Annotated in this window: 12 protein-coding genes; 7 read left to right on the forward strand and 5 right to left on the reverse strand. The window is 75.9% G+C overall.

The window, feature by feature from the left end; all coding sequences use genetic code 11:
* The first annotated feature begins 192 nt into the window (after positions 1 to 192).
* The 3 genes from KG103_RS15410 to KG103_RS15420 all read left to right on the forward strand — a co-directional run bounded on the left by KG103_RS15410 (position 193) and on the right by KG103_RS15420 (position 2,890).
* Positions 193 to 519, forward strand: a complete 327-nt coding sequence (locus tag KG103_RS15410) for a hypothetical protein (protein WP_207339388.1) — start codon at positions 193 to 195, stop codon at positions 517 to 519.
* Between the two features lie 82 nt (positions 520 to 601).
* Positions 602 to 1,000, forward strand: coding sequence for a VOC family protein (locus KG103_RS15415; protein WP_207339389.1), 399 nt, complete (start codon positions 602 to 604; stop codon positions 998 to 1,000).
* Between the two features lie 33 nt (positions 1,001 to 1,033).
* Positions 1,034 to 2,890 (forward strand): bifunctional 3'-5' exonuclease/DNA polymerase, encoded by a 1,857-nt coding sequence (locus KG103_RS15420; protein WP_207339390.1) that lies wholly within the window; start codon positions 1,034 to 1,036, stop codon positions 2,888 to 2,890.
* 14 nt (positions 2,891 to 2,904) lie between these two features.
* Here the strand turns inward: KG103_RS15420 and KG103_RS15425 are convergent, their stop codons facing one another.
* Positions 2,905 to 3,963: an alpha/beta hydrolase gene (locus KG103_RS15425; RefSeq protein ID WP_207339391.1), complete on the reverse strand. Its 1,059-nt coding sequence runs from the start codon at positions 3,961 to 3,963 to the stop codon at positions 2,905 to 2,907.
* A gap of 67 nt (positions 3,964 to 4,030) precedes the next feature.
* Between KG103_RS15425 and KG103_RS15430 the strand changes: the two genes are divergently transcribed.
* Positions 4,031 to 5,383 carry a YihY/virulence factor BrkB family protein gene (locus tag KG103_RS15430; RefSeq protein WP_207339392.1) on the forward strand — a complete coding sequence of 451 codons (1,353 nt, stop codon included), beginning with the start codon at positions 4,031 to 4,033 and terminating at the stop codon, positions 5,381 to 5,383.
* 56 nt (positions 5,384 to 5,439) lie between these two features.
* On the opposite strand, the gene KG103_RS15435 is transcribed toward KG103_RS15430, so the two are convergent.
* Positions 5,440 to 6,057, reverse strand: a complete 618-nt coding sequence (locus tag KG103_RS15435; protein WP_207339393.1) for a sugar O-acetyltransferase — start codon at positions 6,055 to 6,057, stop codon at positions 5,440 to 5,442.
* Positions 6,058 to 6,165: 108 nt separating this feature from the next.
* Here KG103_RS15435 and KG103_RS15440 point away from each other — a divergent pair, with 108 nt between their 5' ends.
* Positions 6,166 to 7,335, forward strand: coding sequence for a PrsW family intramembrane metalloprotease (locus KG103_RS15440; protein WP_207339394.1), 1,170 nt, complete (start codon positions 6,166 to 6,168; stop codon positions 7,333 to 7,335).
* Positions 7,336 to 7,364: 29 nt separating this feature from the next.
* On the opposite strand, the gene KG103_RS15445 is transcribed toward KG103_RS15440, so the two are convergent.
* Both KG103_RS15445 and KG103_RS15450 read right to left on the reverse strand, forming a co-directional pair.
* Positions 7,365 to 8,105, reverse strand: coding sequence for a cupin domain-containing protein (locus KG103_RS15445; RefSeq protein ID WP_207339395.1), 741 nt, complete (start codon positions 8,103 to 8,105; stop codon positions 7,365 to 7,367).
* On the reverse strand, positions 8,102 to 9,643 hold the full coding sequence (locus tag KG103_RS15450) for a Gfo/Idh/MocA family protein (protein ID WP_207339396.1): 1,542 nt from the start codon (positions 9,641 to 9,643) through the stop codon (positions 8,102 to 8,104). Before KG103_RS15450 ends, KG103_RS15445 begins: the two co-directional genes overlap by 4 nt.
* 180 nt (positions 9,644 to 9,823) lie before the next feature.
* Here KG103_RS15450 and arfA point away from each other — a divergent pair, with 180 nt between their 5' ends.
* Complete coding sequence (gene arfA / locus KG103_RS15455) at positions 9,824 to 11,362, forward strand: arabinosylfuranosidase ArfA (protein ID WP_207339397.1); 1,539 nt, start codon at positions 9,824 to 9,826, stop codon at positions 11,360 to 11,362.
* Positions 11,363 to 11,466: 104 nt separating this feature from the next.
* Positions 11,467 to 12,432, forward strand: a complete 966-nt coding sequence (locus tag KG103_RS15460) for a glycoside hydrolase family 43 protein (RefSeq protein ID WP_207339398.1) — start codon at positions 11,467 to 11,469, stop codon at positions 12,430 to 12,432.
* 97 nt (positions 12,433 to 12,529) lie between these two features.
* Here the strand turns inward: KG103_RS15460 and KG103_RS15465 are convergent, their stop codons facing one another.
* Positions 12,530 to 13,210, reverse strand: coding sequence for a TetR/AcrR family transcriptional regulator (locus KG103_RS15465; RefSeq protein WP_207339399.1), 681 nt, complete (start codon positions 13,208 to 13,210; stop codon positions 12,530 to 12,532).
* Between the last annotated feature and the right edge of the window lie 107 nt (positions 13,211 to 13,317).

Raw genomic sequence — 13,317 nt, forward strand, 5'->3', positions numbered from 1 at the left:
CGCGCGGCCCCGGCCGGGCCGCGCGGGTCGGCACTCCGGACCGCGTCACCCGATCGCCCGGTATCTCACCCCGCGATCCACCCCCCTGTGTCGGTGGGCCCGGCTACCGTCCGAACCGGCGCGGCCCGGCCCGCGGTCGACCCGGGTGCAGGGGCCCGGGCGTCGGGGGACGAGCAGCGAGAGGGTGACGACATGGGCGAGACGGGTGCCGTCCCGGTACTGACCTCGGCGGACTGCGTGCTGGTGCACACGTCCGCGACGGTGGCCACGACGGTCCACCGCGAAGGACCCGACCTGGTCGTGCACTTCCTGCAGCTCGGCGGGGTGACCCGCTGGACGTGGCCGTGCGAGGTCGTCGCCGCGGCCCTGGCGACGCCCGGCGTGGTGCGGGGGGACGACGCCATCGAGGTGGTCGTCGACCCCGAGACCGCCGACCTGGTGGTGACGCTCGACGGTGCGGACGGCAGCGCGCTGCTCGCGGTGCCCGGTGAGGCGGTCCGGACGGCCCTCGCCCGCTGACCCGGCGGGTGTCGGCGGGCACCGGTAGCGTCGGGCGCACCCGACCGGGAGCACGTCCGAGGAGCACGTCCGAGGAGCACCGATGCCGCTGCGCTGGTACACGACCGTGATCGAGTCCCGCGACCCGCACGCCCTGGCCCGGTGGTGGGCCGACGCGCTGGGCTGGGACTACGCACGCTATGCGGACGACGAGGCCGGTGTGCTGCCGCCGTGGGCCCGCGAGCTCGCACCCACCCTCCCCTTCCACCAGGTGCCGCCCGGCCTGTGCTTCGTGCAGGTCGAGCACGACAAGTCGACCAAGAACCGGTTGCACCTGGACCTCGCGCCGCACACCTCCGACGACCGCGACGCCGAGATCGCCCGGCTGCTCGACCTGGGGGCGACCCTCGCGGACGTCGGGCAGGGGCCGGACGTCTCGTGGACCGTCCTGGCGGACCCCGACGGCAACGAGTTCTGCGTGCTGTCCAGCCGCGAGCAGTGAGGCTGCTGTCGGTGGGGCGCGCGAGGATGGGGCGTGCCCGCGTACGTCCTGCTCACCCGTGACCCGCGCGGCCGCACCGTCACGCTGACCTCGCTGGACGCCGACGCGGCCGTCATCGGGTCGCGCGCGGTCGACGCCGACGCGCTGCCGGCAGCGGTCGCCGGGGTCGAGGCCGAGGACCGCCCACGCTGGGTGTGGGACGACACGCGCCGCTGGTACCCCGCGCTGATCGCCGCCGGCGTGCGCGTGGAGCGCTGCCACGACCTGCGGCTGTGCCACGCGATCCTGCGGCACGCCGCGACGGCGGCCGGGTCGCGGCTCCAGAGCGCGCCTCCCGGCCCGTTCGACGCACCGGCCCCGCACGAGGAGGCGCCGCGTGAGCCCGACCTCCTCGACGCGCTGCGCGAGCTCACGGACGACGCGCCGCCCACGGCAGGGTCGCCCACGACGCCGCGGGCAGCGGCGGGGCCGGCCGGCACGGGGCCGGCCGGCGCCGGTGCGGCCGGCGCCGGTGCGGCCGGAGCGGGTGCGGCGACGCCGGCCGGGCAGCCGGCCGCCCACCCGGGCACCCCGCACGCGCCGGGCGCCCCGCACGCGCCGGACGCCGACGACGGTCCCGACCTGCTCGCGGAGCTGCGCGACCAGCTCGCCGCGGTCGCCGGGTCCACCCGACCGGGCCGGTTGCGGCTGCTGCTGGCCGCGGAGTCCACGGGCGCCCTGCTGGCCGCGGAGATGCAGCACGACGGCCTGCCCTGGGACCCGGTGCGCCACGACGAGCTCCTGACGGCGATGGTCGGCCCCCGGCCCGTGGGCGGGGGGCGTCCCCGCCGGCTGGAGGAGCTGGTCGGCCGGATCCGCGAGCTGCTGGACGACCCCCGCCTCAACCCCGACTCGCAGCCCCACCTGCTCGCGGCGCTGCGCCGGCAGGGCTTCTCGGTGGGCTCCACCAGCAAGTGGGAGATCCGCGAGCTCGACCACCCCGTCGTCGAGCCGCTGCTGGAGTACAAGCGCCTGTCGCGCCTGCTCAGCGCGAACGGCTGGGCCTGGCTCGACGCGTGGGTGCACGACGGGCGGTTCCGGCCCACGTACGTCGTCGGGGGCGTCGTCACCGGGCGCTGGGCCACCGACGGCGGCGGGGCGCTGCAGCTGCCCGCCTCCCTGCGTGCCGCGGCCCGCGCCGACGACGGGTGGCGCCTGGTCGTCGCCGACGCCTCCCAGCTCGAGCCGCGCGTGCTCGCGGCGATGTCCGGCGACCGCGCGATGGCCGAGGCCGCCCGGGGGTCCGACCTCTACCAGCGCATCGCCGACGCGGGCACGGTGCCCACCCGCACGGACGCCAAGTACGCCCTGCTCGGCGCGATCTACGGCGCCACCACCGGCGCGGCGGGCATGCTCATGCCCCGGCTGACGCGCGCGTACCCGCAGGCGGTCGCGCTGGTGGAGGCCGCCGCCCGTGCCGGTGAGCGCGGTGAGCCCGTCTCGACGTGGCTGGGTCGCACGTCGCCGCCCGCGAGCGCCGCCTTCCTCGACCGCCTGGGATCGGCGGGCGCCGAGGGCGCGGACCCGGACGACGTGCGCGACGCCCGGCGCCGGGCCCGCGACCGCGGCCGGTTCACACGCAACTTCGTCGTCCAGGGCACGGCCGCGGAGTGGGCGCTGTGCTGGCTCGCGGCGCTGCGCCGCCGGCTGCGGGAGATCGGCGACGGTCGCGCGCACCTCGTGTTCTTCCTGCACGACGAGGTGGTGGTGCACTCCCCCGTGGCGGACGCCGAGGCCGTCGCGCAGGCCGTGCGGGACGCGGCCGACGAGGCCGGGCGGCTGCTGTTCGGCACCGCGCCGGTCGAGTTCGCGCTGGACCTGGCGGTGGTGGAGTCGTACGCGGACGCGTGAGCGCCCGGCCCGCCTCAGTCCCCGAGGCTCCCGAGCAGCGCGAGGTCGGCCGTGGTGATCTCCTGCTGCGCCCGGGCGCGCGTCACGGTCGGCTCACCGTCGCCGGGCTGCGGGCCGTAGTCCGCGAAGAACGCGTGCACCGCCCCGTCGACCACCGTGAACGTCGTGCCGCGGGGCAGGTCCGCCACCGACGCCTCGACGTCCGCCGGGGTCGTCAGGCCGTCGCGCGAGCCGGACACCGAGGCCACGCGCAGGTCGGCGTCGCTGATGTCGCCCATCGGGTACGACGCGTGCAGCAGCAGCCCGTCCACCAGGTCGTCGTTCGCGGCGGCGTACGTCGACGCCACGACGCCGCCGAGCGAGTGCCCGCCGACGGCCCAGTCGTCGATCTCCGGGTACGCGGCGATCGCCTGCCCCGACTGCGCGGACGACGTGAGCGCCACACCCAGCGGCTCCTTGAGGGCGACCACCAGGTAGCCCGCCTCGGCGAGCGGGCGCAGCACCGCGGCGGTCGCTCGCACGTCGACCCGGGCACCCGGGGAGTAGACGAGGCCGGCGGTGGGCGACGTCGGTCCCTGCGGGACGAACGCGTACCAGCCGGACTCCTCCCGCACCTCGACGAGGTCGTCGGAGCGCAGGGGGGCCAGCGCGTCGTCCGTCGCGGCGAACGGCCGCAGCCACACGACGGCGCCGGCGAGGAGGGCGAGGACCAGGTACCCGACCGTGACGCCGCTCGCGGCCAGCACGCGGGACGCGGGCCCCCGCCGCCCGACGGCTCCGCTGGTCCCCGCAGCGGGGGCCGCGGCGGTGCGGGCCACGGCGCGCGCGGACCGGCGCCGCGCGAGGACGACGACACGCACGAGCACGGCCACGCCCGCCAGGGCGGCCACCACGAGCAGCACGGTCAGGGCACGGTGCTGGTGCGCGACGACGTCGCCGGCCGTCGCGACGACCCACGCCGGAGCGGCCAGCAGCGCGAGCCCCACCAGGCCGCGCGCGACCAGGCCGGGGGCACCGGGCGGGCGGCCGTGCGCGGCGGTCACCTGCGGGGTCGTGCCGGGGGTGTCACGCATGGGCGTCACGCTACGTCGCCCCCCACGGCGGTGCGACGCAGCCCCGCGGTTGCGGGGGCCGCCTACGATGCCCGCGACCCCCTCGATCCCCGGAGTGCCCGTGCTGCTCGTCGCCGTCGCCGTGCTGGCGGTGCTCGGCGCGGTCGCGTGCCGCCGGTCGGACGACGCGAGCGCGCGCCTGGCGGTCGCCACGACGACGCTGACGGCGCTCACCGGGGCGCTCGCCGCGTGGGGCGCCGCCGCAGCCGTGGTCCCGGGGCGCACCCCGGCGTGGCTCGTCCTGCTCGTCACCGCCGTCGTGGCCCCGGCCGCCGTGCTCGGGGCGGCGCGCGCCGTCCCCCGGGTTCGGGCCCGGGTACCGCAGCGCGACCGGCCGACGGTGCTGGACCGCGCGGACGCCTGGGCTCGACGGCACCCGGTGCGCGTGCGCGGCCTCGACCTCCTGCCGTTCGTCGTGCGGTGCGTGCGCCGGGTGATCGACGTCCGGGTCACGGGCCTCGCCGCCGAGATGACGTACTACGCCCTGCTGTCGGTGGTGCCGCTGACCTCGGCGCTGGGCGCGAGCCTGGGCTACCTCGAGCGGTTCACCAGCCGCGAGCAGGTCACGCAGGTCGAGGACGGCGTGGTCGACGCCGTGTCCGGCGTCCTGGCGGACGACGTCGCGCAGGACGCCCTGGTCCCCCTGGTGCAGGGGCTGCTGCGCGAGGAGCGCACGGGCGTCGCCGTGGGCTCCCTGCTGCTCACGCTGTTCCTGGCGAGCCGGATGTTCCGGGCCGCGATCAGGGCGCTCGACGACGCGTACACGGTGCCGGAGCGCCGCGGGATCGTGGCGCAGGGCGTGCTGGGGGTCGCGCTGGCGCTCGGCGCCGTGGTGACGCTCCTGGTGGTGCTGGTGCTGGTCGTCGTGGGGCCGCTGCTGGGCGGTGGCGAGCAGATCGCCGACCGCCTGGGCCTGGGCGACGCGTTCGGCACCGTGTGGGCGCCGGTCCGCTGGCCCGTCGCCGTGGGCGTCGCGGGGGCGTACCTCACCGTGCTCTACCGGTACGGCCCGCAGCACGAGCCGGGCACGACGTGGCGCCGGGCGGTGCCCGGCGCCGTCGTCGGGTCGCTCGGGGTGCTGGTCGTCGCGGCCGGCTTCGCCTGGTACCTGCGCACCGCCGGGCCCACGGCGCCGCAGGTCGACGGCGAGGGCACCGTCCAGGTGGCCGCGCAGGTGCTCGGCACGATCCTGGCGGCCGTGCTGTGGCTGTGGATCTCCGCGATCGTCGTCCTCACGGGCGGCGTCGTGAACGCCGAGCTGGACCACCGCCCCGCCGCGCACCCGGCCGGCCGCGGGGGCGCGGCGGACGGGTCGCACGCGCGCCCGCCGGAGCGCCGCCCCGGCCGGGCGCGTGCGCGGTCCCGCGGCGCCCGCGCCTGACGGGCGTCGGACGCGGACCGGGAGAAGCGCACGGTCGCGAGGGTCCGGCGCGGGGGTCAGGCCAGCGTGCCCGGCCGGCGGTAGACGAACTCGCGGTCCGCGTCGGTGATCGGACGCAGCACGCGGGCCGGCACCCCGCCGACGACGACCCCGGGCGGCACGTCCTTCGTCACGACGCTGCCCGCGCCGACGATCGACCCGGCACCGACGGTCACGCCCGGCAGGATCACGACGTGGGCGCCCAGCCAGACGTCGTCCTCGATGGTCACGGGTGCGGAGAACTGCGCCATGCCGGAGCGCAGCTCGGGGTGCACGGGGTGACCGGTGACGCTGATCGTGACGTTCGGCGCGATCATCACGCGCGAGCCGATCGTCACCTCGATGTCGTCGACGAGCGTGAACCCGACGTTGACGAACACGTCGTCGCCGAACGACACGTTGTACCCGTACGACACCTGCAGCGGCGCCTCGATCCACACGCGCTCGCCCATCGGGCCGAAGAGCTCACGCAGGATCGCCTGGCGCGCGGCGACGTCCGTCGGGTTCGTCATGTTGAAGCGCCACGTCAGCTCCTTGGCGCGCTGCCGCTCGGCGACGAGCGCCTCCAGCCCCGGCCCCTCGTCGTCGTACAGCTCCTGCGAGCGCATCGCGCGCCGCACCTCGTGCTCGTCCATGCCTGCCTCTCCCTCGGCCCGGCCGGGGCGCCGGGACCTGCGCCACCCTACGGTCGCCCGCCGGGCGTCACCGGGGACAGGCGTCCTTGCGGGCCCTAGGGTGTGCGCGTGAGCAGCACCGAGACGATCCGCCCCGACGTCCCACCCGGTGCCGTCCCGGCGGGGTGGGTCCCGCCGCGGCGGACGACGACGGTGCGGGACGTGCTCGCGATGCTGGCGGTCGCGCTGATCGCGGTGGCGGCGCTCGGTGCGCTCGCGATGGTCCTCGTCCAGGTGGGCGTCGGGGCCGGGGTGGTCGGCACCGTGCTCGCGGTGGTGCCGCTGACGGTGGTGCTGCTCGGCATCCGCTGGCTCGACCGCTGGGAGCCGGAGCCGCGCGGCGCGCTGCTGTTCGGCCTGCTGTGGGGCGCCGGCGTCGCCGTGCTCGTCTCGATCGTCGTCAACGACCTCACCCTGTACACCGTCGCGCAGGCGACCGGCAGCCTCGACGCCGGGCTCGTGGCGTCCGCGGTCGTGTCGGCGCCCGTGGTCGAGGAGCTCGCCAAGGGCGCGGGCGTGCTGGTGCTGTTCCTGGCCCGGCGCCGCTACTTCGACGGCGTGGTCGACGGCCTCGTCTACGCGGGCGTCGTCGCGGCGGGCTTCGCGTTCATCGAGAACATCCTGTACTTCGGCCGGGCGGGGGACGCCCTGGCCGAGACGTTCGTGCTGCGCGGCCTGGCCACGCCGTTCGCGCACCTGCTGTTCACGGCGTGCACGGGCGCCGCCCTCGGCCTGGCCGCCCGCTCCCGCGGCCGGCACGCCGCCTGGTGGCTGTTCCCCCTGGGGCTGTTGGGAGCGACCGTCGGGCACGCGCTGTGGAACGCGACCAGCCTGGTCGCCGGCGGCGCGTACCTCCTCGTCTTCGCGGCGGTGCAGGTGCCGCTGTTCGCCGGCGTCGTGGGCCTGACGTTCTGGCTGCGGCGCCAGGAGTCGGTGGTCATCGCGCGCCGGCTCGCCGAGTACGCCGCGGCCGGGTGGTTCGCCCCGCACGAGGTCGAGATGCTGGCGTCCCTGCAGCGGCGGCGCACGGCCGTGGCCTGGGCGACGCGGGCGGGCGGCCCGGCGGCCGGCGAGGCGATGCGCCGGTTCCAGCGCGACGCGACCACGCTGGCGTTCCGCCGCCAGCAGGCCGCGACCGGCCGGGCGGACCTGCGGGCCCACGCCGAGTCGGAGCGGGACCTGCTCGTCGCGGTGACGGCGGACCGGCACCGGGTCCTCGCGGCCGCCGCACCCCGCTGACCCGGACCCCACCGCCGGGGCGCCGACCGTCAGCGCAGGTCCCAGGTCTCCATCCGACCGCACATGCCGTACCGGCGGGGCGCGGGGTCGGACTCGACCCGCTCGGAACGACCGTGGGCGAGGTGCGGCGCGGCCCCGCGCATCAGCCCTTCGAGCACTGCCGCGGTCGCGTCGGTCGCGGCGAACGCCGTGCGGCCCCACAGGTCCTGCCAGTGGGGCACCGAGGGTCGCACCAGACGCACCGCGGCCTCGTGGAACGGCCGCAGCGCCGCGGCCGCACCGTGCCGCGCCGCCGCCTGCAGCAGCTGGCCGTAGCCCTGCAGCGCCAGGTCCCGCCGTGCCCGGACCGCCTGGGCCACGTGCTCGTCGGTGACCTCGGCGTGCGCACCGCCGACCGGCAGCGCCGCGGCGTCCCGGTACGTCACCGTGTCCGCGAGGGCCGGGGGCGGGAACGTCATGACCGCGTCGCCCGCCTCGGGCAGCCCGGCGTTCGACATGACGACGAGCACCTCGAGGTCGCCGTCGTTGACGGCCCGGTGGACGACGCCGGGCTGGACCGTGACGACCACGCCCGGCCGGAGCGGGTGCTCGACGAACCCCTCCGGGCCGAGCGTGTGCAGCGCGCCGGTGCCGGACAGCACGACGTACGCCTCCGTCGAGGCCACGTGCAGGTGCGGTGTGCCGCTCCCGGCGCGGCCGACCCCGTCGGGCGCCGGCCAGTCGTACACGCGCAGCCGACTGACGGACACCCCACCGGGAAGACTGGTCATGTGTCCAGCATGCCTCCTCCGGCGGCCGACGACGCGACGCCGGGCACCGACTCACCCGCGGGCGTCAGGGCGACGTCGTCCGCCAGCCCCAGGTCCTCGACGCGCACCGGCAGCCCGGTGGCCATGGACCGGTTGGCGGCGATGCCGACCACCACCGCCCGCAGCCCGTCGCGGTAGCCGGCGGCGCGCCCGAGCCGGTCGGGCCCCTCGCGCAGGTCCCGCCGGAAGACGTCCATCAGCAGGATCGCGTCGCCGCCGCCGTGCCCGCCGACGCCCGCCGGGATCGGCCACTCGCGCGCCGCACCCCAGTGCTGCTGGACCAGCAGCCGCTCCCCCGCGGGCCGCCCGCCCGCCGCCTGCACGGCCTCGGGCGTGGCCGAGGGGTCGAGGACGGCGTGCCCGTCGTCGTCGAGCACGACCGCGCCCCGCTCGACCACCTCCAGCTCGGCCCGCCCCCGGGTGCCGTTCACGGTGACCCGGTAGCCCTCCCAGGGGCTGTGCGCGGTGAGCGAGTACGTGAGGGTCGCACCACCCGCGTAGTCGACGAGCACGGCCATGTTGTCCTCGATGGTGATCCCGGGTGCGAAGACGTCCTGGTCGCGGCGGTACCCGTCGTGCTGCTCGGCGTCGAGGTACAGCGCCCGCAGCCGCGGGTCGCGGGTCAGGTCGAGCGACCAGGGATCACCCTGCGCGCCGGTGCCGCGCTCCGGGCGCGGCCCCATGCCCCGCTCGGCCGCGTTGGCGTCCCCGTAGAACCGCAGCCCGCCCGACGCGAACACGCGTGCCGGGACGTCCTGCAGCCACCAGTTGACGAGGTCGACGTGGTGGCTCGACTTGTGCACGAGCAGCCCGCCGGACATCCGCTTGTCCCGGTGCCAGCGACGGAAGTAGTCGGCTCCGTGCACGGTGTCCAGCGCCCACTCGAAGTGCACGGACGTCACGCGCCCGATCTCCCCCGACGCGATCACCTCGCGCAGCGCGGAGTTCCGCGGCGCGTAGCGGTAGTTGAAGGTCATGACGACGTCGCGGCCCGTGCGGGCGACGGCGCGCGTGATGGTGCGGCAGCCCTCCACCGTCGTCGTCAGGGGCTTCTCGACCACGACGTCCGCACCCGCGTCGAGCGCCCGCGCGACGAGGTCGGCGTGCGTCGCGTCGGGCGTGGTGACGACGACGACGTCGACCCGCTCCTCGACGATCATGCGCTCGAGGTCGTCGGGGCCGTACTGCGGCAGGCCCGCCGGGCCACCGAGGCCGAGGGCGGCCCCCGCCTGCGCGTCGTGGTACGCCATGCGGGCGGGGTTCGTGTCGCACCACGCGACGAGCTCGGCGACGTCCGCGTGGTCGCCGGTGAGCGCCCCGACGTACATGCCCGCGCGGTGGCCGGTGCCGACCACGGCGTGACGCCGGCGGCGTCGTCCGGGCGGCGGCGGCGCGAAGGTGGGCACGACGGACGGGTCGCCCTGCGTGCGGCGCGCGGACGGCGGCCGCGGGGCGGTGGGGTTCTGGTCGAGCGTGCGGGGGTCGGTCGGCTCAGTCACAGGTGTCCTCCGGCGGCGTCGACGATGGGGCGCGGGCGGCGTCCGCGGTGCGTGCCGCACCGTGCGGAAAGCGCGTTCCGTCGCGTGGGTCACAGTAGCCCAGGTACCGCCGGGCGCACCCCGGGGCGGCGCTATGCTGAACCCGTTTACAACGTTGTGAATTCGAATCGGAGCTCCGCGATGACCCCGCACGCCACCGTCCTGCTGCACCCCGACTTCCGCACCGGCGCCATCGACCGTCGCCTGTTCGGCTCGTTCGTCGAGCACCTGGGACGCGCCGTCTACACCGGCATCTACGAGCCGGAGCACGCCACGGCCGACGAGCACGGCTTCCGGCGCGACGTCGCCGACCTCACGCACGAGCTCGGCGTGACCATGGTGCGCTACCCCGGCGGCAACTTCGTCTCCAACTACGTCTGGGAGGACGGCGTCGGGCCGGTCGAGGACCGCAAGCCGTTCATCGACCTGGCGTGGCGGACCGTCGAGCCCAACCTGGTCGGCACGGACGAGTTCCTGCAGTGGGCCGAGCGCGAGGGCATCGAGCCGATGATGGCGGTCAACCTCGGCACGCGCGGCGTCGCGGCCGCGGCCGCCCTGGTCGAGTACTGCAACGGCGTCGCCGGCTCGCGCTGGGCGGACCTGCGCATCGCCAACGGCCGCGAGGAGCCCTACGGCGTGACGCTGTGGTGCCTCGGCAACGAGATGGACGGGCCGTGGCAGATCGGCCACAAGGACGCCCACGAGTACGGCAAGCTCGCCGCCGAGGCCGGCAAGGCCATGAAGCTCGTCGACCCGTCGATCGAGCTCGTCGTCTGCGGGTCGTCCTCCATGCAGATGGAGACCTTCGGCGAGTGGGAGCAGACGGTCCTGTCGTACACGTACGACCTGGTCGACCACATCTCGATGCACGCGTACTACGAGGAGCTGGACGGCGACCGCGCCTCGTTCCTCGGCTCCGCGACGGGCATGGACCGCTTCATCCGTCGCGTCGTCGCGTCGGCCGACGCGGTGGGCGCCCGCAAGCGCTCGGACAAGCGGATCACGATCTCGTTCGACGAGTGGAACGTCTGGTACCTCGAGTCGCGGTTCCCGGGCGAGACCAACCTGCCGCTGCAGCACCAGCCCGCGCGCATCATCGAGGACGTCTACTCGGGCCTCGACGCCGTCGTGGTCGGTGACCTGCTGGTCACGCTGCTCAACCACGCCGACCGCGTGCCCGTCGCGTGCCTCGCGCAGCTCGTCAACGTCATCGCCCCGATCATGACCGAGCCGGGCGGCGAGGCCTGGAAGCAGCCGACGTTCCACCCGTTCGCGGCCACGGCCCGCCTCGCGCAGGGGGACGCGCTCGACGTGCGCGTGCAGGCGCCCACCCTCACGACCCGGCGCCACGGCGACGTGCCGACCGTGACGGCGGCCGTGACGTGGGCCGGTGAGCCCGACGCCGGCGAGCTGGGCGTCTTCCTCGTCAACCGCACGGCCGAGCCCGTCGAGGTCGAGCTGCGCCACCCGGGCGTCGCCCTGACCCTCGGCGGGGGTGTGCAGGTCACCGCGGACCACGAGCCCGCGGTCCACGGCCCGGCGCACGCGGCGAAGGTCGAGGCGGAGCACGTCACGACCCTCGACGCCGCGCCCGTCACGGCGACGACGACCGGCACGACCACCGTCCGCCTCGCCCCGGAGTCCTGGACCGCCCTGGCGGGCACCGCGACCCTCGCCTGACCCACCCCGGAACGGGCTGGATCGACCCCTCCCCGCGAGAGGTCGATCCAGTCCTCCCCTTCCCCCGGCGCGCACGACGAACCGCCGGCCCTCGAGGAGCTCCGATGGACGAGCAGTACGGCTACCTGCTGGTGCACCACGTCGAGGACCCCGACGGGTACGGCGAGCAGATCTACTTCTCGCTGTCGCAGGGCGACGACCCGCTGCGCTGGCGGCGCGCCAACGGCGGCCGGCCCGTGCTGCGGTCCGACCTCGGCACGACGGGGGTGCGCGACCCGTACCTCGTCGCCGGGGACGGCGAGTGGTTCCTCCTCGCCACCGACCTGCGCATCTACGGCGGCGACGACGCCGGCTGGGACGCGTGGACCCGCCACGGCAGCCGGGACCTCGTGGTGTGGCGCTCCACCGACCTCGTGCACTGGTCGGAGCCGTGGCTGCTCGAGGTCGCGCCGCCGCGGGCGGGCATGGCCTGGGCACCCGAGGCGACGTACGACCCGTCGACCGGCGAGTTCGCGGTGACGTTCTCGTCGTCGCTGTACCCCGACGACGACCCCGCGCACACGACGGCCGCGTACTCGCGCGTCCTGGTGGTGCGGACCCGCGACTTCCGCACCGCCTCACCGGCACGCGTCCTCATCGACCGGGGGACGGGCGTCATCGACACCACCGTCGTCCCGGCGTCGCTGTCACCGGACGGCCGGGTGCACCGCTTCTCCAAGCAGGACGCCGACGCACCGGACTCCCTGAAGGCCTTCCACGAGGTGGGCTCCGCGCTGGACGCCGACGACTTCGAGGTGCTGGCCTCGCGCCTGCTGGACCACCGGTTCGACCACGTCGAGGCACCGCTGGTGTTCCGCGACCACCGCACCGGCACGTGGTACCTGTGGCTCGACCAGTACTCCGTGCGGCCGCAGGGCTACGTCGCGCTGCGCACCGACGACCTGGCGTCCGGCGACTGGCAGGAGGTGCCGGACGGCGCGCTCGTCCTGCCGCCGAACACGAAGCACGGGGTGGTGGTGCCGCTCACCCGGGCGCAGCACACGGCGCTGTCGGCGGCGTACCCCGCCTGACCGCGGGGCTCGGTCGGACAGGCTCGGTCGGACAGGCTCGCTCGGACAGGCTCGGTCGGACAGGCCCGGTCAGACGGCCCCGGTCAGACGGGCTCGGTCAGACGGGCTCGGTCAGACGGTCGACGACCGTCGGGAGCCACGCCGCGGCCTGCTCCCGCGCGCGGGCGGCGGGCTGCGGGCCGCCCGAGAGGTCCGCGGCGCTGAGGTCGGCCATGTACCCGGCGGTGAGCACGCGCAGCACCTGGCGCGCGGGCAGCACCAGCCGGCGGCCGAGCACCGGCATCAGCCGCTCGATCTCGTCGGCGACCTCGTCGGTCATCTGCCGGTCCAGGTCGTGGTGGTGCCGCGCGATCGCGGGCTGGCGCATCGCCAGCAGGGTCAGCTCGGCGCTGATGACCCGCCAGCGGCGGTCGTCGGACATGCGCTCGAGCAGGATCTCGAGGAAGCGGCTCAGGGAGTCGACGTCGAGGTCGCTGCCCGTGCCGTGCCCCAACTCCGCCTGGGCGGCGGCCAGCGCGCCCCGCAGCTCGCTCAGCCGGCGCCCGTGCTCGCGCGCGGCCAGGGCCAGCAGGAGGGCGTACTTGCTCTCGAAGTTGGAGTAGAAGGCGCCGCGGGTGAACCCCGCGCGCTCGCAGACGGCCTCGATCGAGGTGGCGTCGACTCCCTCGTCCGCGAAGAGGTCGAACGCCGCGTCGAGCAGCCGCTCGCGCGTGTGCTGCCGACGCGGCGAGACGGCCGGGTCCGCGGCAGGCGCGGGGGCGGCTCCGGTGCCCGCCATGCCCTCACACTCCTCCGGCCGGGTCCTTGCGTGACGAGGACGAGCGTAGCGGTTTCGATACACACCTGTATCGCATACAGTCCTGTATCGGCTCACCGTGCACGCGC

Source organism: Cellulomonas wangleii (assembly GCF_018388445.1).
GTDB classification, from domain to species: Bacteria; Actinomycetota; Actinomycetes; order Actinomycetales; family Cellulomonadaceae; genus Cellulomonas; species Cellulomonas wangleii.